Below are 17,569 nucleotides of genomic sequence, written 5' to 3'. Positions count from 1 at the left end.
TCAGCCCGCCAGATCCTTGCCCATTAGCACAAGGTCGTGGAACGTGCCGAACTTCCAGCCAGCGCAGGGGATCCGTCCCCATTCGGCATAGCCCGCCCGCAGGTGGAACCGCAGCGATCCTTCGTTCGATGCCGTGATGCCGCCGATCAAAAGCCGGTGTCCGGCGCTGCGGGCGCGATCCTCCAAGCCGTCCAGCAGCAGGCGGCCGGTGCCGCTGCCCCGCGCCTCGGGTGCCAGGTAGATGGTGTGTTCCATGCTGCGGGCATAGCCGCCGCCGTGGCGGAACTGGGTGTAGGTCGCAAAGCCCACCACCCCACTTGCGTCTTCGGCGACGATGAAGGGATGTCCTCCGGCCTGGCGGTCGCGGATCAGCGTGGCGATTTCCGCCTCGCTGCGTTCCGTGGGCCAGAAGGTGATGACGGTGTCGCGGACGATCGGGTTCCAGATCGCCGCGATGGCGGGTACGTCCTGCGGTCTGGCGTCGCGCAGCCGGATCATCAGCCGCGATGCGCCCCGGCGGCCAGGTCGCGCACGAAGTCCAGCACCTCGGCCACGGGGCGGCCTTCGGCGATCTTCTTGACGATGGCGCTGCCCACCACGCAGCCGTCGGCGACACTGGCGATCTGTTCCGCCGCATCGGGGGTCGAGATGCCGAAGCCCACGACGACCGGCAGCTTGGCTGCGGCGCGGATGCGGGCGACCTCGGGCGCGACCTCGGCGGCATTGGCGGCGGGACCGCCGGTGATGCCCGTCACGCTGACGTAATACACGAAGCCCGAGGTGTTCTTGACCACAGCGGGCAGGCGGCGGTCATCGGTGGTGGGCGTGGCAAGGCGGATGAAGTTCAACCCGGCGCGATTGGCGGGGATGCAAAGCTCCTCGTCCTCTTCGGGCGGCAGGTCCACGACGATCAGCCCGTCCACCCCGGCCTCCTTGGCCTCGGTCAGGAACCGCGCGACGCCGCCCGGCCGGGCATAGATGGGGTTGTAATAGCCCATCAGAACGACCGGAGTTGTGTCGTCGGATTTGCGGAACTCGCGTAGGATCTCCAGCGTGCGCGTCACGCTACCGCCTGCAGCAAGCGCGCGCTGGCCCGCCGCCTGGATCGTGGGCCCATCCGCCATGGGATCGGTGAAGGGCACCCCCAGTTCGATGATGTCCACCCCGGCGCCCGGCAGGCCGCGCATGATCTCCAGCATGGTGGCGTCATCGGGATCCGAGGCCATGATATAGGTCACGAAGGCCTTGCGCCCCTGGGCCTGAAGGCGCTGAAAGGTATCGTCGATCCGGGTCATGGCCATCCTCCTGCGAACCTGGCCTGTGTGTCCCAGTTCGCAGGCGGGATCAAGTGGCGCGCCCGCACAAGGCCAGGGCCTTATGCGGCCATCGCGGCGACCTCGCAGACGGCGCGGCGAAGATAGCCCGCGAAATCCGCGGCCTCGCGCCGGGCGGGACCGTCGGCCACATAGACGTTCAGCCAGGTCGGCGGCAGGGGGGGCAGGGCGCCGCCATGCTCCACCGGCTCCAGCCCCGCCTGAGCGATGCCGCGCGGCAGGATCGTGATGCCCAGATCGGCGGCGGCGTTGACCCGCCAGGTGTCGCTGCCGCCATCGGCCACGGCCTGCACCCATTCGATGCCCGCGCGTTCCAGCGCCGTCAGCCCGACGGGGTAATAGGCGCAATGGGGCGAGTTCGCCAAGGGCAGGGGGCGCTGCGTCCAGGCGGTGCCCCCGACGGCACCGAACCAGGCCAGGTCGATCTTGGCCAGGTGGACCGCGCCCGGCGGCGTCTCGAACTCCGTGGTCAGGATCACGTCATGCTCGCCGCGCTTCATCTGCTGGCGCAGATCCCTGCTGCGCCCGTCGTTGATGATCAGCTCGACACGCGGATTGTCCTGCCGGAAGGCGCGCACCGCCTGGGCGACCTTCATGAACAGCCAGTCGCTGGTCAGGCCGACGCGCAGCCGGGCCTCGGGCCGCTGGCCGGTGAAGCGCGACACGATGGCGTCGTTCAGCGCCACCAGCTTGCGCGCCTCGATCAGCAGTTCCAGGGCAAGGTCGGTCAGCACCACGCCCCGGCCCTGCTTTTGCAGCATCGGCTCTCCGAACAGATCCTCCAGCCGCTTCATCTGCATCGACAGGGCGCTTTGCGTCATGTTCAGCGCCTCGGCCGCGCGGGTGACGGCGCCGTATTCCGCCACCGCCTGAAGCGAACGCAGCGTACCGATGTCCAGATTGCGCATGGTTCAACATTCCTGATGGATGGGATCAAAAACATTCGTTTCAAAAATACATCTACCGGGTCTATCTATCAAGGACGGAAATTATACACCTTATACGCATCACGATTGATGATGCGTTCAATCACCGGAGATGAACGATGTCTTTCAAGACCGCATCGCTTCATGTCCTTGCCGGGCACGGCACTTCACCGCGCCCGTCATTGGGCAAGCGTATCCTGACCATGCTGAGCGTCCGTCGGTCGCGCCAGGATCTGGCGCATCTGAGCGATGCGCAACTCTGCGACATCGGCCTGACCCGCGATCAGGTCGCATACGAGATCGCGCGTCCCGTCTGGGACGTGCCCACCAACTGGCGCCGCTGATCCTTACCCCGTCAGCATTGCCAAACTGCCGCGCCGCCCGTAAGGGAACGGCGCGGTTTTTTCTTGTCCAGGTCTCGCATGATGCCTCACCTTGCCATCCGGTCCGCAAGCCGCGGCGCCTTGCTGATGGTCGCGGCGGGGGCGATGTTCGCCTGCGTCAACACCATGCTGCAATATGTCACGATGAAGGGCGGCGTCGCCGCGCCGACTGCGACTTTCTGGCAATACGGCATCGCGCTTCTGGCGCTGCTGCCCTGGCAGGGGAGCGGGCTGGCGGCATTCGCAACGCGGCGGCTGCCCGCGCATGTGCTGCGCGTGGCCTTTGGCGTGGGCGGGGTGCAGTTGTGGGGCTTCGGGCTGGCGCATGTGCCGATCTGGCAGGCGATTTCGCTGATCATGCTGTCGCCGTTCTTTGTCACCATTGGCGCGGCGCTGCTGCTGCGCGAAAAGGTGACGGCGGCGCGATGGCTGGCGGTGCTGGTGGGCTTTGCGGGCGGCGCGGTGATCCTGGCGCCGTGGTCCGACGCCTTCACCCTGTGGACCCTGGCACCGGTGGGCGCGGCGGCCTTGTGGGCGGCGGCGTCGCTGATGACCAAGCGCATGACCGCGACCGAGACTCCGGCGACCCTGACGCTCTATCTGCTGGCGCTGCTGACGCCGCTGAACTTCGCGCTGGCGCTGCTGCCCAATGCGGGCGGGCTGGCGGTGACGGGTATCGACGCCATCCTTGCGCTGATCGTCGCGGGGCTGCTGACCGCGCTTGCGCAATACGCCTTGGCGCGGGCTTATGCCATCGCGGACGCGGCCTTCCTGCAACCCTTCGACCACGTGAAGCTGCCCTTCAACGTGGGCCTTGGCATCATCGCCTTCGGCTTCGTGCCGCCGGGCAGCATGTGGATCGGGTCGGGCCTGATCATCGCCGCATCGCTGTGGCTGCTGGCCGAGGAGGCGCGCGGGGAACGAACCGCAGTCTAGGCTTCGGCCGTGGGCGGACCGAAGCGTTCGATCATGCGCGCCCGGATCTGGTCGCGGGTCTGGCGATAGGCGGCAAGCTGCGCCTCGCGCCCTTCGGCCAGGCCCGTGGGGTCCATGATGGGCCAGTATTCCACGTCCAGATGGAACACCCGCGTCAGTTCCAGCGCCTGCCGCTGGCTGGCGGGGGACAGGGCCACGATCAGGTCGAAGCCGCCCAGGTCGTCGCCCCAGTCCCTCATCTCCTCGAAGCTGCGGCTGCGGTGGTTCTCGATCCTGACGCCGATCTCGTCGCAGACTGCGATAGCGAAGCCGTCCACCTCCATGTCGTTCTTGACGCCCGCCGACTGCACATAGGCCGCGCGGCCATAGAACTTCTTCATCATCCCTTCGGCAATGGGCGAGCGGATGGAGTTGTGATCACAACAGAACAGGACCGAGGCAGGGATCGCGTTCTGGGCCATTGTCAGCCTTGGGGCACCAATGCGCAGATCAGGGTGAACAGGCGCCGGGCGGTGTCGATATCCAGTTCGGCCTTGCCCTCCAGCCGCTCCTGCAGCGTCCGGGCGCCTTCGTTGTGAATGCCGCGCCGGGCCATGTCGATGGCCTCGATCTGGGCGGGGGGCAGGCGCTTCACGGCGTCGAAATAGCTTTGGCAGATCTGGAAATAGTCCTTGGTCACCTGCCGGAACGGGCCCAGGGACAGGTGGAATTCGGCCACCTTGTCGCCGTGTTCAGCGGCCACGTCGAAGACAAGGCGCCGTTCGCGGATGCACAGGTCCAGCCTGAACGGCCCTTCGGGCGCAGGCTGGCCTTCGCGGCCCGGAACGGTGAAGCTGTTGTCCTCGATCAGGTCGAATATCGCCACGCGGCGTTCCTGCTCCATCTCGGGCGTGGCGGGAGGGGCCTGGGAATCGTCGATCTCGATCTGGATGATCCGGGTCATTCGGGGGCCCTTTCGTTCAGCAGATCCAGCCGCGCACGGATCGATTCGCCATGGGCCTGCAGCCCTTCGGCGGCGGCCAGCCGCATGGCGGCGTGGCCCACGGCATTCAGCGCGCCGGGCGTCAGCCGCGCCATCGTGGTGCGCTTGAGGAAATCCAGCACCGACAGTCCCGACGAAAAGCGCGCCGACCGCGCCGTGGGCAGGACGTGGTTCGGGCCGCTGACATAATCGCCGACCGCTTCGGGCGTATGTGGCCCCAGGAAGATCGCGCCGGCATGGACGCATTTCGCGGCCAGGGCCTCGGGGTCGTCCACGCAAAGCTCCAGATGCTCGGGCGCGATGCGGTTCGACAGGCTTGCTGCCTCGTCCAGGTCGCGGGCGATGATGATGGTGCCATAGTCGCGCCAGCTTGCCCCCGCGATCTGCGCGCGGGGCAGGGTGGGCAGGATGCGGTCCACGGCACCCGCGACGGCATGGCCAAGCGCGGGATCGGTGGTGATCAGGATGGACTGCGCATCGGCATCATGTTCCGCCTGCGCCAGCAGATCCAGCGCCAGCCAGTCGGGATTCTGATCGCTCTCGGCGATGACCAGGACTTCGGACGGGCCGGCGATCATGTCGATGCCGACACGGCCAAACACCTGGCGCTTCGCCGCCGCGACATAGGCATTGCCCGGCCCGGTGATCTTGTCCACCGGCGCGATGGTATCCGTGCCATAGGCCATGGCGGCAACGGCCTGCGCCCCGCCGATGCGATAGATCTCGTCCACGCCGGACAGTTGCGCGGCCAGCAGCACCAGCGGGTTGATCACGCCGCCCGGTGTCGGCACGCAGATCACCAGCCGCTCCACCCCCGCCACCCGCGCGGGGATCGCGTTCATCAGGACGGAGGACGGATAGGCCGCCTGGCCCCCCGGCACATAAAGCCCCGCAGCCGAAACCGGCGTCCACCGCCAGCCCAGCGTGGCGCCCTGCGGATCGGTCCAGCTTTCGTCTTGGGGCATCTGGCGCGCGTGATAGGCGCGGATGCGGTCTGCGGCCAGCGTCAGCGCCGCGCGGTCCTGGGGCGAGACATGGGCGACCTGCGCCGCGATCTCCTCGGGCGAGAAGCGCAAGCCGTCGGGGGTCAGGTCCAGCCGGTCGAAGCGGCTGGTCAGATCGCGCAGCGCGGCATCGCCCCGCTTGCGCACATCGGCGATGATCGCGGCCACGGCGTCGTTCACATCGGTCGAATCCTCGCGCTTGGCCGACAGCATATCGATGAAGCGTGCCTCGAAATCGGGCTGGGAGGTGTTCAACGTGACGGGCATGATCTGTCCTCTGGTCTCATGCCTTGTTAGCTGCAACCCCGACCCGCCTCAAGCGCCGCTGCGGGTGGCTTTGTGGCCTTATTCGGGATGCGCAGGCGCCTTGCCCGACACCGCGCGATAGGGCCGCGTCACGTCGCGCAGGTCGATGTTGATGCACTCGACCTCGGCTGCCAGCGTCCCGTCGCCCGCGAATTCCAGAAGCAGCCGGCCGGTGCCGTCCGCGCCGGGCTGCCAGACCATCGCCAGCAGTTCCAGGACCGTATCGCCGTCGCGGCTGATGCCGTCGGACAGCACGCGCTGGACATCCCGGATCAGCAGGACGGACCGGACGCGTTCGTAATCGCGCCCCTCGGCGGCGGCCTGATCGGCATCCTCCCAGCGGAAGCGGTTGACCAGCAGGGCCAGCGTCCGCCCGCGCGGGTCATAGGACATCTCGGACGCGGGCAGGATCGCGTCCTGCAGCAGCGCGGACAGGATGCGCAGATCCTGTTCGTCCTCGGCCATCAGCGCCAGCGGCGCAGGATCGGCATCGGCGAAACGGGCGTCAGCAATCCGAGATTCGGGGGACATGGCCTACTCCTCTTTCACGCGTTCGATATGGGCGCCCACGCCGCGCAGCTTGCGCACGACATGTTCATAGCCCCGGTCCAGATGATAAACCCGGCTGACGGTCGTCTGGCCCTCGGCCGCAAGGCCTGCCAGGATCAGGCTGACGGATGCGCGCAGGTCGGTCGCCATCACCGGCGCCCCGCGCAACCCGTCAACCCCCGTCACCGTTGCATGGCCGCCGTGAACCTCGATCCGGGCGCCCATGCGGGTCAGTTCGGGGGCGTGCATGAAGCGGTTCTCGAAGATGGTCTCCTCCAGCACGCTGGTGCCTTCGGCCACGCACATCAGTGCCATGAACTGCGCCTGCAGGTCGGTGGGAAAGCCGGGGAAGGGCTCGGTCGTGACGTTGACGGCGCGGATGCCGCCATTCTTGCGGCTGACCTTCAGCCCGCGCGCGGTTTCCACGACGCTGATCCCGGCCTCGTCCAGCTTCTCGCAGAAGGCCGACAAAAGCTCGATCCGGCCGCCCAGGCATTCGACCTCGCCCCCGCAGATCGCGGGCGCCAGCATATAGGTGCCAAGCTCGATGCGGTCGGTGACGACGGGGTGGGTCGCGCCGTGCAGCGCATCCACGCCCTGGATGGTGATGGTGCTGGTTCCCTCGCCCTCGATCTGCGCCCCCATGGCGCGCAGGCAGCGGGCGAGATCGACGATCTCGGGCTCGCGGGCGGCGTTCTTCAGGACCGTCGTGCCCTTGGCCAAGGTCGCGGCCATCAGCGCATTCTCGGTCGCGCCAACGGACACCAGCGGGAAATCGACCACCGCCCCGCGCAGCCCGCCCGAAGGCGCCTTGGCATGGACATAGCCGTCGCGCAGGTCCAGTTCCGCGCCCATCGCCTCCAAGGCCTTCAGGTGCAGGTCCACCGGACGCGCGCCGATGGCGCAGCCGCCGGGCAGCGAGACCTCGGCCCGGCCGTCGCGCGCCAGCATCGGCCCCAGCACCAGGATCGAGGCGCGCATCTTGCGCACGATGTCGTAATCCGCGCGGTGGCTGGTCAGCGCGTGGCTGGACAGCGCCAGCACCTGGCCCTCCTGCAGGCTGGCAACCTCTGCCCCCAGGCTTTGCAGCAGCGCGGTCATGGTGCGGATGTCCGACAGGCGCGGCGCGTTGGTCAGCGTCAGCGGCTGGTCCGTCAGCAGCGTCGCGGGCATCAAGGTCAGGCAGGCGTTCTTGGCCCCCGCAATGGGGATTTCCCCCGAAAGCGGGCCGTTCCCGCGAACGATGATCTGGTCCATCTAAGCGTCGTCCTTGCCTGTATCGCTGTCCTGCTGCCCGGTGTCGTCCTGCGCGGCACGCGCGCGCGCCTGCGCCTTGCGGCGCTGCAGATTGGCGCGCAGGGCGGCCCGCAGCCGATCCTCGCGCGTTTCCTGCTTTTTCTTGTCGTCCGGGCGCTCGTTCATCCGCACCTGTTAGCGCCGGTTGCTCCCGCAGTCCAGCAAAGCCCGCACCGACGCGGGATCGGGACGCTGCGGATTTTTCTGCCGATCCCCCTTGCGTCAGCCATCCGCTTTGTCTAAACGCCCCTCACAGCGCTGCGGTAGCTCAGTGGTAGAGCACACCCTTGGTAAGGGTGAGGTCGAGAGTTCAATCCTCTCTCGCAGCACCATCATCAGAACAGCCTGCAAAGCCTGCCGCCAAAATCCTTGGCGATTGCGCATTTCCGTTTCGCAGGCTACAGGCCGCCCATGACAAACCGCCCCCAGCTTCCGCCCGAAATCGCCCGCCGCCGCACCTTCGCGATCATTGCGCACCCGGACGCCGGCAAGACCACCCTGACCGAAAAGTTCCTGCTGTTCGGCGGGGCGATCCAGATGGCGGGGCAGGTGCGCGCCAAGGGCGAGGCGCGGCGCACACGATCGGACTTCATGAAGATGGAACAGGACCGGGGGATTTCCGTCTCGGCCTCGGCCATGTCCTTCGACTTCGACACCTATCGCTTCAACCTGGTCGATACGCCGGGCCACAGCGATTTTTCCGAAGACACCTATCGCACCCTGACCGCAGTAGACGCGGCGATCATGGTGATCGACGGGGCGAAGGGCGTCGAATCCCAGACCCGCAAGCTGTTCGAGGTCTGCCGGATGCGCGACCTGCCGATCCTGACCTTCTGCAACAAGATGGACCGCGAAAGCCGCGACACCTTCGAGATCATCGACGAGATTCAGGAAAACCTGGCAATCGACGTGGCCCCCGCAAGCTGGCCCATCGGATCGGGCCGCGACTTTCTGGGCTGCTATGACCTGCTGCACGACCGGCTGGAACTGATGGACCGGGCCGACCGCAACCGGGTGGCCGAATCGATCAAGATTTCCGGCCTGGACGACCCCAAGCTGGCCGAGCATGTCCCCGCCGACCTGCTGGAGAAACTGCGCGAAGAGGTCGAGATGGCGCGAGAGCTGCTGCCCGCCTTCGATCGCAAGTCCTTCCTGGAAGGGCACATGACACCGATCTGGTTCGGCAGCGCCATCAACAGCTTCGGCGTGAAGGAGCTGATGATCGGCATCGGCGAATTCGGTCCCCAGCCGCAGCCCCAGAACAGCGCCGGCCGCGAGATCGCGCCCGAGGAGAAGGCCGTTACCGGCTTTGTCTTCAAGGTGCAGGCCAACATGGATCCGAAGCACCGCGACCGGGTGGCCTTCGTGCGCCTCGCCTCGGGGCATTTTGAACGTGGCATGAAGTTGCTGCATGTCCGGTCGAAGAAGCCAATGGCGGTGTCGAACCCGGTGCTGTTCCTCGCCGCCGACCGGGAACTGGCCGAGGAGGCTTGGGCGGGCGACATCATCGGCATCCCGAACCACGGCCAGCTGCGCATCGGCGATGCCCTGACCGAGGGCGAGGCGCTGCGCTTTACCGGCATCCCGTCATTCGCGCCGGAACTGCTGCAATCGGTGCGCGCGACCGATCCGATGAAGGCCAAGCACCTGGAAAAGGCGCTGATGCAATTCGCCGAGGAAGGCGCGGCCAAGGTCTTCAAGCCGATGATCGGGTCGGGCTTCATCGTCGGCGTCGTGGGCGCGTTGCAGTTCGAAGTCCTGGCCAGCCGGATCGAGATCGAATACGGTATCCCCGTCCGCTTCGAGGGCTCGCAGTTCACCAGTGCCCGCTGGGTGACCGGCCCCAAGGACAAGGTCGAGGCCTTTGCCAATGCCAACAAGGGCCATCTGGCGCAGGACCATGACGGCGATCTGGTCTATCTGACGCGGCTGCAATGGGACATCGACCGCGTGCAGCGCGACCATCCCGACCTGAAGCTGTCGGCGACCAAGGAAATGATGGTCTGATCTCGGGGCGCTTCAGGCGCCCCTTTCGCTATTTCCGCCAGCGATCCAGCTGCACGACCTCGCCGCCGCCGTTGGGGGCGCCGTCGGGGCTGTCGTCGCCATCCTCGCCGTCGGTGCCTTCGCCTTCTTCGTCCTCATCGTCCTCCTCGGCCTCTTGCGTCTCGAAGCGCAGGCCGAATTCGACGGATGGATCGACGAAGGTGCGCAGCGCGTCAAAGGGGATGCGCAGCGGCTCGGGCGAGTTGCCGAAGTTCAGGGTGACGGTGAAGCCTTCGTCGTCCACGGTCAGGTTGTCGAACCAGTGCTGGATGACGATGGTCATTTCCTCGGGGTAGCGTTCGCGCAACCAGTCGGCCATCTCGACCCCTTCGTCGCGCGTGTCGAAGGTGATGAAGAAGTGGTGATCCCCCGGCAGGCCGTGTTCGGCGACGCGTTCCAGCACGTCGGCGATCAGCCCCTGCAGCGCGCGGTGCATCATTCCGCCATAGTCGATTCCGGTTCGCGCCATGCCAGTCCCCTTCGAATTCCCGGCCAGCATAGGCATATGACGGGTATTGAAAAGGGGGGCGGCTTACGCTTGGGCAAGAAACCTGCGATGCCCGGATCAGCGGCATGAAGGCGCCTGGGCAGACATATCGGGCAAATGGTTGGAAATGCAGGATTCTGTTGCCAGGCTCCTGCGGGCCCCGCCTTACGCTGCTAGGCGCAAGGGCTTAGTTTTCGGTTACCCGAGCTGCTTACGCAGCCAGAGCGACCGGAGCACGGTTGTCGTTGGCAACTGTACATTTTGCACCGATAACGGTGGTAGCTCACCGAGACAAAGCAAACATCTTTAGACGTTCGTCGATCCTGTTTCGACCCCAAGGCCCCCCAACGAGGGTGATCTGGTGGAGTCGCCGGGTACCGCCCCCGGGTCCGATCCGCTTATTCCATGCGCGTTTATGTCCATAGTCCAGGTTGCCCCGGACAGGTCGAATATAGGCGCGGCCCGCTGGTCCTGCAAGGGCTGACCGCAATCCCGCGAAGGAACCCCTGGGCGGCCAAGCGGTTGATTGCGTCACCACGTGAAAGGAGTTTTCCGATGAAAGCCACTGTTCCCGCAGTCGCGCTGGCGGCGTTGATCGCCGCGCCCACGGTCCTGGCCGCGCAGCAGACGCCTCCGGCCGGGTCGTTGCCGTTGTCGCATGTGGTGTCCAAGCTGGAGACCGGCCTGGGCGGCGACCTGTCCTATATCTCGGACGTGTCATGGGACGACGACGGCTATTGGGAGGTCGAGTACCAGACCACTGATAACCGCGAGGTCGAGATACGCGTGGATCCGGCGTCGGGCGAGATTCGCCAGCGTTAACCGTTCGCCGAAAAAGGGGCAGGCGACCCGAGCGCCTGCCTTTTTCCGTCAGGCGGAAATGCCCCAGGGCCCGTGCGGATCGTCAAGACCGTCGATCCGCTGGAACCCGTGCGCGCCGAAGAAATCGCGTTGCGCCTGGATCAGGTTCGCGGTGCCGCGTCCCGTGCGCATCAGGTCGAACCACATCAGGCCGGATGCCAGGGCAGGCAGCGCATGGCCCGCAGCCGCGCCCTGCGACACGACCTGACGCAGCGCCGGCATGGCGGTTTCGATCAGCCCGGCGAAGAAGGGCGCCATGATCAGGTTGCGAATCGGATCGGCGGCCAGGGCGGCTGCCATGTCGTTCAGCATGGCGGATCGGATGATGCAGCCCGCACGCCAGACGCGCGCGATCTCGGGCAGGTCCAGCGTCCAGCCGAATCGGTCGGAGGCGGCCTGGATCATCGCGAAGCCCTGCGCATAGCAGAGGATCTTGCCCGCGATCAGCGCCTGTTCCAGCACCTGCGGATCAATGACGCAGGGCTGCGGCGCCGCGCCGAACAGCGCCTGACCCGCCAGCCGTTCGTCCAGCCGGGCGGACACGTTGCGCGCCATCACGGCGGCCTCGATCACCGGGATCGGGGCCGACAGGTGCTGCGCCTCGATGGCGGTCCAGCGGCCGGTGCCCTTTTGTCCCGCGCGGTCCAGGATCACGTCCACCATCGGCCTGCCGCTATGCGGATCGGCAGCGGCGGTCACGATGCCCGAAATCTCGATCAGATAGGATTTCAGCGCGCCCCGGTTCCAATGCGCGAAGATGTCCGAGATCGCGGCGGCCTCCATGCCCATGCCGTCGCGCAAGAGGCCATAGACCTCGGCGATCATCTGCATGTCGGCATATTCGATGCCGTTATGGACCATCTTCACGAAATGCCCGGCGCCCGCATCGCCCATGCGGGCGGCGCAGGGGGTGCCGTCCTCGGCCCGCGCGGCGATGGCGGTCATCACATCGGCCACGCGCGCCCAGTCGGCCGCGTCGCCCCCGCCCATGATGGCGGGGCCGTGGCGCGCGCCTTCCTCTCCGCCCGACACGCCCATGCCCAGGAATCGGAAAGGCAGGCCGACAGCGTTGCGGCGGTTGGTGTCGTGGAAATCGGCGTTGCCCGCGTCGATCACCAGGTCGTCGGCATCCAGCAGCGGCGCCAAGGCGGCAAGCTGGTCATCGACCGGCTGGCCCGCAGGCACCATCAGGATGATCGCGCGCGGCGGGGCGATGGCCGCGACCAGATCGGCCAGCGTCTCGGTCGGGACGATTCTTTCGGCCAGATCACCGGCACCGGCCGCGAAGGCCCGCGTCACGGCGGTCGTGCGGTTCCAGACCGCAATCGGAAACCCCTTCTCGGCGATGTTCAGCGCCAGTGCCGCGCCCATCGTCCCCAATCCGATCAGCCCGATCCGAGCCTGTGACATGATGCAATCCTTCCGCATGTTTCGCGGCCGTTTACGCTAACAGGCGCAGGTTGTCACGATGTCAGGCGGGCTTGCCCTGCACGCAGATCAGCGTCTGCAACCCGGTCGCGACATGGACGCGCTTGCCGGGGGCGATGCCCCAGACATCCAGCTGGCAGATGGTCAGCGTGCGGCCCGGCTTGACGACGCGGCCCTGGGCCTCCAGCCAGTCGCCCTGCGCCGGATTGATGAGGTTCAGCTTGAATTCCACCGTCAGGACCGAGCTGTCGTCGGGAAACAGCGTGAATCCCGCATAGCCGCCCGCCGAATCCGCGATCGACGCCGTCCCGCCCGCGTGGAAATAGCCGTGCTGCTGCGTCAGTTCGGGCCGAAAGGGCAGGCGGATCGTGACCAGCCCGGCCTTCACATCCGCCAGTTCGGCGCCCAGCAGGCTCATCAGGCCTTGCCGGGCGAAACTGTCGCGGATGCGGGCCACGGTGGCATCGGGCAGGTCGCTGCCAATCTCCATCTTCTCCTCCGGTGTCACAGGGTCAGCAGGGCGGCGCGGAAGCCGGGCTCGGACAGGACCACCTCGTTCGCGCCGATCCGGTCGGCATGGGCCAGCGCTGTCGAGGTCAGGTTCTGCGCCATCCCGACCGCGTCAGACAGGCTGCGCCCCTTGCCCAGGGACGCCACAATCAAGCCCGCGAACAGATCGCCGGTGCCGGGTAGGGCCATGGGCAGGCGGCGGATCGGGTGGCGCGTGGCGCCATCGGGCCCGAGGATGACGCTTTCCAGATGATCGGCGGGGCTGTCTTCCAGCACGCAGCCGGTGGCGACCAGGGTGGCGCCCGGCGCCATGCGCAGGTCGGCGGCGGCGGCTTGCAGGTCGGCCATGCCGGTGATCGCGCGGCCCGTCAGGTGCCCGAGTTCAAAGGAATTCGGCGTCGCTAGATCGGCCAGCGGCAGCAGCCGGTCGCGCATGATGTCCGCCAGTTCGGCGGGCACGTAAAGGCCCGGCCCGTGATCGCCCATCACCGGATCGCACATGTATCGCAGGCCCGGATTGGCCGCCTTGCAGCGCGCCACGAACTCGGCCGCCATGTGCCCGACCTCGATCGAGCCGATATAGCCGGTCATCAGCCAAGCGGCGCGCTGCGGCAGGCCGCGTTCGTCGGCCCCCAGCAGCAGGTCGGCGAACAGATCCGGCGGCACGGGCGCGCCGCGCAGGGTCGGGTAATCCGGCGTGTTGGAAAAGATCACCGTGGGGATGGCCGCGACCTCCAGACCCGCCGCCTGCATGGGAAAGACGGCGGCGGAGTTGCCGACATGGCCGTGGACGACCTGGCTCTGGATGGAGATCACCAAGGGGGGCTTCATGCCTTGCCCTCCAGCCTCGGGCGCCAATCCTCGATTCGGCCGCTCTCCAGGCGGCGGGTGGCATAGCGCCGCCAGCCTTCCGCCAGCACGTCAAGGGCGGCGATGGCCTCCAGTTCGGCGCGGTTCAGGCGGTCCACATACATGGCCCGCCACAGCCGCCGCAGCGTCCAGTCGGGGGCCAGCCGGTCGATCAGGTCAAGCTCGTCTCCAGGCGAGATAAGGCCGGGTTGCAGCACACGGTAATACCAGCCCGTCCGGCCCGTGTCCTGCACGCGCCGCGCCATGTCGGGGATGCCAAAGCGGTGGTTCAGCTTCCAGCAGGGCTGGCGGCCTTGCGACACCTGGATCAAGGCACCGCCCAGCCGGAAGATGTCGCCCACGGCGACCGTCTCCTCGGTCATGCCGCTTGTCGAAACATTCTCTCCGAACGCCCCCGGCGCGTCCAGCAGGGCCAGGTCGCCCAAGTCGGCGCGCCAGTCCGCGTAATGATCAAGCGGATAGTGATGGACCGCCTTCTCCGGGCCACCATGGACGCGGCGGTCGGCCTGCGCGTCGCCCTGCAATCCCTCAGACCCAAGCCACAAGGGGCCAGCGACAGGCGACTTGGCAATGGCGCTGTTCGCAGTGGTCCCGGCAAGGGGCGCGACGGGTCCGGTCAGAAAGGTGGTCGGCATGGCATCCTGGCGCTAAACTTGGCACCGTTATCAACCGACTGGCACCTGTTCGACAATCGCCGATTTGCCGCCCCTTGAATGGCCGGGGGGCGCAGGTTACGTTTTGTTCAACTTGATATCGGAGGGCGTGTTGTCATGGCGCCCAAGCGTCCTGCGGGTGCGGACGCGTTCCCGAAACCTGCGGTAGAGCCGTCTGGCACCCGAAACCCCGAGGAGGGGGCGCTTTATGCTGCCCTCGACCTTGGCACAAACTCGTGCCGGATGCTGATTGCCCGACCGAAGGGCAGTCAGTTCCAGGTCATCGACAGCTTCTCCAAGCCCGTTCAGCTTGGGCAGGGGCTGGAAGCTTCGGGACGGCTGTCCCGCAGTTCGATGGCGCGCACGGTCCACGCATTGCAGGTCTGCCGGCGCAAGCTGGAGCAGCACCGCGTGCGCAACATGCGCCTGGTCGCGACCGAGGCGTGCCGGCGCGCGCGCAACGGGCGCGACCTGCTGCGCACGATCCGGCGCGAGACGGGGTTGCAGATCGAGACCATCAGCGCCGAGGAGGAGGCCCGCCTGGCGGTGATTTCCTGCGCGCCGCTGGTCAGCCACAAGACCGAAACGCTGATGGTCGTGGACATCGGCGGCGGATCGACCGAGCTGGTCTGGATCGACCTTGAGGATGTTGAGCCCAAGGAACGCCCGCGCGCGATCATGCGGCTGTCGGACGGCTTCGGTAATCCGCAGCCGGGGGATGCGCGGGTGGTGGACTGGATCAGCGTGCCGCTGGGGGTGGCGACGCTGCGCGACCAGTTCGCGGATGTCGAGGACGACCAGGGCCGCTTTGCGTTGATGAGCTGGTATTTCGAGGAAATGCTGGCGGGCTTCACCCCCTATGCCCAGGGCTCGCCGGACGAGGGGTTCCAGATCATCGGCACCTCGGGCACGGTCACGACGGTTGCGGCCAGCTTCCTGGGCCTGCGCCGCTATGACCGGACCAAGGTGGACGGGCTGGAGATGACCAGCACCCAGATCGACCGGGTGATCCATTCATACTTGCAGCTTGGTCCCGACGGTCGCCGCGCCGACCCGCGCATTGGGCGCGAACGCCACGCGCTGATCATGTCGGGCGCCGCGATCCTGCAGACGCTGATGCGGATCTGGCCCACCAGCAAGCTGTCGGTTGCGGATCGCGGGCTGCGAGAGGGGTTGCTTTATGCCCAGATGGTGCGCGATGGGGTGCTGGCCTCGGAAGGACTGAACGGAGTGGCATGAATGACAAAGGCGCCGGGAAGCCGCGAGGGCAAATCCAGTGGGCGGGGGCAGCGCGACCTGCGCGTGCGGGTCAAGACCGCCAAGGGCCGCAAGCTGTCCAGCAAGCTGTGGCTGGAACGGCAGTTGAACGACCCCTATGTGGCCCGCGCCAAGCGCGAAGGCTATCGCGGCCGCGCGGCCTACAAGATCCTGGAACTGGACGACAAGTATCGCTTCTTGGTGCCCGGCGCGCGGGTGGTCGATCTGGGTTGCGCGCCCGGCGGCTGGTGCCAGGTCGCCGTGGTCCGTGTGAACGCGCTTGGCGAGAAGGGCGGCAAGGCCATCGGCAAGGTCTTGGGCGTCGATCTGCAAGAGGTCGATCCGATTGCCGGGGCCGAAATCCACCAGCTTGATTTCCTGTCCGAGGGCGCGGACGAAAAGGTCAAGGAATGGCTGGGCGGTCCTGCCGATGTCGTGATGTCCGACATGGCCGCCGCATCCTCGGGGCACAAGGGCACCGACCACCTGCGCATCGTTGCCCTGGTGGAGGCTGCGGCGGCGCTGGCCTTCGACATCCTCGAACCCGGTGGAACTTTCGTCGCCAAGGTCTTGGCGGGCGGGGCGGAAACCGAGATGCAGGCGATGCTGAAGCGCAACTTCGACAAGGTCGCCAATGTCAAGCCGCCCGCCAGCCGCAGCGATTCGTCCGAGAAATTCGTCGTCGCCACCGGCTTTCGCGGCAGGCAGCCTGCCGATCAGCAGGACTGAGCGCGAAACACCTCGGGCCTGCGTCCGGTTGCGGAGACGAAGGCGCGTGTGAAATGGGCGTGGCTTGAATAGCCCAGGTCAGCCGCAATGCGCTGCACCGGCTGCGTAGTTTCGCGCAGCATCCGGGCCGCGCATTCCAGCCGAAGATCGTGGACCAGTTCCACCGCGCGCTTGCCATGCGCCGCAAGGCAGGCCTGATCCAGCAGCAGCGTACTGCTGCCCAGTTCGGCGGCCAGTTCCGCAACCAAAGGGCATTCGCCAAGCCGCTGGCGGGCCAATGCCTGGAAACGGTCGATCAGGGGAAGATCAGGCAGGTTGGATTCCCACGCGCCATGGGGCTTGCTTGGCGCAAGCTGACGCAGGCGCAATGACAGCAGGTTCAACAGGCAGGCCAACATCGCGGGGTCGCTGTCCGGGGTTTCGACCGCGATGGCGCGCAGCGTGGCGTCCAGTTGCGCGGCGTGGCTGCCGACATGGGCGGCCATGATGCGATCGGGCAAGGGCGGATCCGCCTGCGTCCCAAGACGGGTCGAAATCAGGACGACATGGCCCCGCGCTCCCTTTGCGGGCAAGGCGGCAAAGGCCGTGCCTGCCGGGATATGGCGCAGGTCGCCCGCCCGCAGGCAGAAGCGATCACGGGGAAGGTCGAACTGCGCACGCCCTTCCGTGACCCAGATCAGCACGTGATCCGGGCGGGTGCGCGGCTGCGGCGGCTGCGTCCGGCTGCCCCAGACAAAGGCCTCCATCGGCAGGATCCGCATCCCGTGCTGCCGGCCGATGGGATGGCCTTCGCGCAAGGCAGGCTGCATGGCGGCAGGCACGGGACTGTCGATGGGCGGCGTGGCCGACAGGACATCGGGCAACCGTTCAGGTGCTTCGGGAATCACTGGCGCGTTGACGCCGCTGACCTGCAACGGGCGGCCGGACCGGATCCTGCTGGCCGAGAACGGAAAGCCGGTTTTCCACTGCGAATGCTCGAACACGGACATGAGATTCGCCTGACATGAAGGAC

At 66.9% G+C, this 17,569-nt stretch carries 21 protein-coding genes, 1 tRNA gene and 1 other RNA gene; 7 read left to right on the top strand and 16 right to left on the bottom strand.

Annotated elements, in window-relative coordinates; all coding sequences use genetic code 11:
• The 3 genes from AAIL68_RS06450 to AAIL68_RS06440 all read right to left on the bottom strand — a co-directional run bounded on the left by AAIL68_RS06450 (nt 1) and on the right by AAIL68_RS06440 (nt 2,242).
• The gene (locus tag AAIL68_RS06450) at nt 1-498 is read right to left on the bottom strand and encodes an N-acetyltransferase family protein (protein ID WP_347138803.1); all 498 of its coding nucleotides are present in this window, start codon (nt 496-498) and stop codon (nt 1-3) included.
• A complete protein-coding gene (gene trpA / locus AAIL68_RS06445) occupies nt 498-1,295 on the bottom strand; it encodes a tryptophan synthase subunit alpha (protein WP_347138801.1) in 798 nt (265 codons plus the stop codon). Before trpA ends, AAIL68_RS06450 begins: the two co-directional genes overlap by 1 nt.
• An 80-nt stretch (nt 1,296-1,375) precedes the next feature.
• Nucleotides 1,376-2,242, bottom strand: a complete 867-nt coding sequence (locus AAIL68_RS06440) for a LysR family transcriptional regulator (RefSeq protein WP_347138799.1) — start codon at nt 2,240-2,242, stop codon at nt 1,376-1,378.
• A gap of 137 nt (nt 2,243-2,379) precedes the next feature.
• Here AAIL68_RS06440 and AAIL68_RS06435 point away from each other — a divergent pair, with 137 nt between their 5' ends.
• Together AAIL68_RS06435 and AAIL68_RS06430 are read left to right on the top strand one after the other, a co-directional pair.
• Nucleotides 2,380-2,604 (top strand): DUF1127 domain-containing protein, encoded by a 225-nt coding sequence (locus tag AAIL68_RS06435; RefSeq protein ID WP_347138798.1) that lies wholly within the window; start codon nt 2,380-2,382, stop codon nt 2,602-2,604.
• Nucleotides 2,605-2,682: 78 nt separating this feature from the next.
• Nucleotides 2,683-3,579, top strand: coding sequence for a DMT family transporter (locus AAIL68_RS06430; protein WP_347138796.1), 897 nt, complete (start codon nt 2,683-2,685; stop codon nt 3,577-3,579).
• On the opposite strand, the gene AAIL68_RS06425 is transcribed toward AAIL68_RS06430, so the two are convergent.
• From AAIL68_RS06425 to AAIL68_RS06400, 6 genes are all read right to left on the bottom strand, one after another.
• Entirely contained in the window at nt 3,576-4,040 is a 465-nt protein-coding gene (locus AAIL68_RS06425) for a low molecular weight phosphatase family protein (protein ID WP_347138795.1), read from the bottom strand. The genes AAIL68_RS06430 and AAIL68_RS06425 overlap by 4 nt on opposite strands.
• Nucleotides 4,041-4,042: 2 nt before the next feature.
• On the bottom strand, nt 4,043-4,522 hold the full coding sequence (locus AAIL68_RS06420; RefSeq protein ID WP_347138794.1) for a UPF0262 family protein: 480 nt from the start codon (nt 4,520-4,522) through the stop codon (nt 4,043-4,045).
• Complete coding sequence (hisD, locus tag AAIL68_RS06415) at nt 4,519-5,832, bottom strand: histidinol dehydrogenase (protein ID WP_347138792.1); 1,314 nt, start codon at nt 5,830-5,832, stop codon at nt 4,519-4,521. The genes AAIL68_RS06420 and hisD overlap by 4 nt, the downstream gene beginning before the upstream one ends.
• A gap of 78 nt (nt 5,833-5,910) precedes the next feature.
• Nucleotides 5,911-6,384 carry a DUF2948 family protein gene (locus AAIL68_RS06410; protein WP_347138905.1) on the bottom strand — a complete coding sequence of 158 codons (474 nt, stop codon included), beginning with the start codon at nt 6,382-6,384 and terminating at the stop codon, nt 5,911-5,913.
• Between the two features lie 21 nt (nt 6,385-6,405).
• Nucleotides 6,406-7,677 carry a UDP-N-acetylglucosamine 1-carboxyvinyltransferase gene (murA, locus tag AAIL68_RS06405; RefSeq protein ID WP_347138791.1) on the bottom strand — a complete coding sequence of 424 codons (1,272 nt, stop codon included), beginning with the start codon at nt 7,675-7,677 and terminating at the stop codon, nt 6,406-6,408.
• Complete coding sequence (locus AAIL68_RS06400; RefSeq protein WP_347138790.1) at nt 7,678-7,842, bottom strand: hypothetical protein; 165 nt, start codon at nt 7,840-7,842, stop codon at nt 7,678-7,680.
• Nucleotides 7,843-7,973: 131 nt separating this feature from the next.
• Here AAIL68_RS06400 and AAIL68_RS06395 point away from each other — a divergent pair.
• Both AAIL68_RS06395 and AAIL68_RS06390 read left to right on the top strand, forming a co-directional pair.
• A tRNA-Thr gene (locus tag AAIL68_RS06395) sits at nt 7,974-8,048 on the top strand.
• Between the two features lie 79 nt (nt 8,049-8,127).
• Nucleotides 8,128-9,723: a peptide chain release factor 3 gene (locus tag AAIL68_RS06390; protein WP_347138788.1), complete on the top strand. Its 1,596-nt coding sequence runs from the start codon at nt 8,128-8,130 to the stop codon at nt 9,721-9,723.
• 28 nt (nt 9,724-9,751) lie between these two features.
• On the opposite strand, the gene AAIL68_RS06385 is transcribed toward AAIL68_RS06390, so the two are convergent.
• Together AAIL68_RS06385 and ssrA are read right to left on the bottom strand one after the other, a co-directional pair.
• Nucleotides 9,752-10,231 (bottom strand): ClpXP protease specificity-enhancing factor SspB, encoded by a 480-nt coding sequence (locus tag AAIL68_RS06385; RefSeq protein WP_347138786.1) that lies wholly within the window; start codon nt 10,229-10,231, stop codon nt 9,752-9,754.
• Nucleotides 10,232-10,375: 144 nt separating this feature from the next.
• Nucleotides 10,376-10,730: a transfer-messenger RNA gene (gene ssrA, locus AAIL68_RS06380) on the bottom strand.
• A gap of 74 nt (nt 10,731-10,804) precedes the next feature.
• Here ssrA and AAIL68_RS06375 point away from each other — a divergent pair.
• Entirely contained in the window at nt 10,805-11,071 is a 267-nt protein-coding gene (locus AAIL68_RS06375) for a PepSY domain-containing protein (RefSeq protein WP_347138784.1), read from the top strand.
• A 48-nt stretch (nt 11,072-11,119) separates the two neighbouring features.
• Here the strand turns inward: AAIL68_RS06375 and gndA are convergent, their stop codons facing one another.
• The 4 genes from gndA to AAIL68_RS06355 form a co-directional block, all read right to left on the bottom strand.
• Entirely contained in the window at nt 11,120-12,520 is a 1,401-nt protein-coding gene (gene gndA, locus AAIL68_RS06370; RefSeq protein ID WP_347138783.1) for an NADP-dependent phosphogluconate dehydrogenase, read from the bottom strand.
• 61 nt (nt 12,521-12,581) lie between these two features.
• A complete protein-coding gene (locus tag AAIL68_RS06365) occupies nt 12,582-13,028 on the bottom strand; it encodes a PaaI family thioesterase (RefSeq protein WP_347138781.1) in 447 nt (148 codons plus the stop codon).
• A 14-nt stretch (nt 13,029-13,042) separates the two neighbouring features.
• Nucleotides 13,043-13,879, bottom strand: a complete 837-nt coding sequence (gene pdxY / locus AAIL68_RS06360) for a pyridoxal kinase (protein ID WP_347138779.1) — start codon at nt 13,877-13,879, stop codon at nt 13,043-13,045.
• Nucleotides 13,876-14,553: an MOSC domain-containing protein gene (locus AAIL68_RS06355; protein WP_347138778.1), complete on the bottom strand. Its 678-nt coding sequence runs from the start codon at nt 14,551-14,553 to the stop codon at nt 13,876-13,878. Before AAIL68_RS06355 ends, pdxY begins: the two co-directional genes overlap by 4 nt.
• A 135-nt stretch (nt 14,554-14,688) precedes the next feature.
• On the opposite strand from AAIL68_RS06355, the gene AAIL68_RS06350 reads away from it, so the two are divergent.
• Both AAIL68_RS06350 and AAIL68_RS06345 read left to right on the top strand, forming a co-directional pair.
• Nucleotides 14,689-15,810 (top strand): Ppx/GppA phosphatase family protein, encoded by a 1,122-nt coding sequence (locus tag AAIL68_RS06350; protein ID WP_347138776.1) that lies wholly within the window; start codon nt 14,689-14,691, stop codon nt 15,808-15,810.
• A complete protein-coding gene (locus AAIL68_RS06345) occupies nt 15,811-16,557 on the top strand; it encodes an RlmE family RNA methyltransferase (protein WP_347138774.1) in 747 nt (248 codons plus the stop codon).
• Here AAIL68_RS06345 and AAIL68_RS06340 read toward each other — a convergent pair.
• Nucleotides 16,545-17,546 (bottom strand): AraC family transcriptional regulator, encoded by a 1,002-nt coding sequence (locus AAIL68_RS06340; RefSeq protein ID WP_347138773.1) that lies wholly within the window; start codon nt 17,544-17,546, stop codon nt 16,545-16,547. The two genes, AAIL68_RS06345 and AAIL68_RS06340, sit on opposite strands and share 13 nt — an antisense overlap.
• Nucleotides 17,547-17,569: the final 23 nt, after the last annotated feature.

The sequence above is a fragment of the Paracoccus sp. SSK6 genome (assembly GCF_039770665.1).
Classification (GTDB): Bacteria; Pseudomonadota; Alphaproteobacteria; order Rhodobacterales; family Rhodobacteraceae; genus Paracoccus.
This window is presented reverse-complemented; position numbering and strand designations above follow the sequence as displayed.

Coding starts and splice junctions, on each gene's coding strand:
- AAIL68_RS06450 (WP_347138803.1), bottom strand. CDS start 498: ATGATCCGGCTGCGCGACGCCAGACCGCAGGACGTACCCGCCATCGCG.
- trpA (WP_347138801.1), bottom strand. CDS start 1,295: ATGACCCGGATCGACGATACCTTTCAGCGCCTTCAGGCCCAGGGGCGC.
- AAIL68_RS06440 (WP_347138799.1), bottom strand. CDS start 2,242: ATGCGCAATCTGGACATCGGTACGCTGCGTTCGCTTCAGGCGGTGGCG.
- AAIL68_RS06435 (WP_347138798.1), top strand. CDS start 2,380: ATGTCTTTCAAGACCGCATCGCTTCATGTCCTTGCCGGGCACGGCACT.
- AAIL68_RS06430 (WP_347138796.1), top strand. CDS start 2,683: ATGATGCCTCACCTTGCCATCCGGTCCGCAAGCCGCGGCGCCTTGCTG.
- AAIL68_RS06425 (WP_347138795.1), bottom strand. CDS start 4,040: ATGGCCCAGAACGCGATCCCTGCCTCGGTCCTGTTCTGTTGTGATCAC.
- AAIL68_RS06420 (WP_347138794.1), bottom strand. CDS start 4,522: ATGACCCGGATCATCCAGATCGAGATCGACGATTCCCAGGCCCCTCCC.
- hisD (WP_347138792.1), bottom strand. CDS start 5,832: ATGCCCGTCACGTTGAACACCTCCCAGCCCGATTTCGAGGCACGCTTC.
- murA (WP_347138791.1), bottom strand. CDS start 7,677: ATGGACCAGATCATCGTTCGCGGGAACGGCCCGCTTTCGGGGGAAATC.
- AAIL68_RS06400 (WP_347138790.1), bottom strand. CDS start 7,842: ATGAACGAGCGCCCGGACGACAAGAAAAAGCAGGAAACGCGCGAGGAT.
- AAIL68_RS06390 (WP_347138788.1), top strand. CDS start 8,128: ATGACAAACCGCCCCCAGCTTCCGCCCGAAATCGCCCGCCGCCGCACC.
- AAIL68_RS06385 (WP_347138786.1), bottom strand. CDS start 10,231: ATGGCGCGAACCGGAATCGACTATGGCGGAATGATGCACCGCGCGCTG.
- AAIL68_RS06375 (WP_347138784.1), top strand. CDS start 10,805: ATGAAAGCCACTGTTCCCGCAGTCGCGCTGGCGGCGTTGATCGCCGCG.
- gndA (WP_347138783.1), bottom strand. CDS start 12,520: ATGTCACAGGCTCGGATCGGGCTGATCGGATTGGGGACGATGGGCGCG.
- AAIL68_RS06365 (WP_347138781.1), bottom strand. CDS start 13,028: ATGGAGATTGGCAGCGACCTGCCCGATGCCACCGTGGCCCGCATCCGC.
- pdxY (WP_347138779.1), bottom strand. CDS start 13,879: ATGAAGCCCCCCTTGGTGATCTCCATCCAGAGCCAGGTCGTCCACGGC.
- AAIL68_RS06355 (WP_347138778.1), bottom strand. CDS start 14,553: ATGCCGACCACCTTTCTGACCGGACCCGTCGCGCCCCTTGCCGGGACC.
- AAIL68_RS06350 (WP_347138776.1), top strand. CDS start 14,689: ATGGCGCCCAAGCGTCCTGCGGGTGCGGACGCGTTCCCGAAACCTGCG.
- AAIL68_RS06345 (WP_347138774.1), top strand. CDS start 15,811: ATGACAAAGGCGCCGGGAAGCCGCGAGGGCAAATCCAGTGGGCGGGGG.
- AAIL68_RS06340 (WP_347138773.1), bottom strand. CDS start 17,546: ATGTCCGTGTTCGAGCATTCGCAGTGGAAAACCGGCTTTCCGTTCTCG.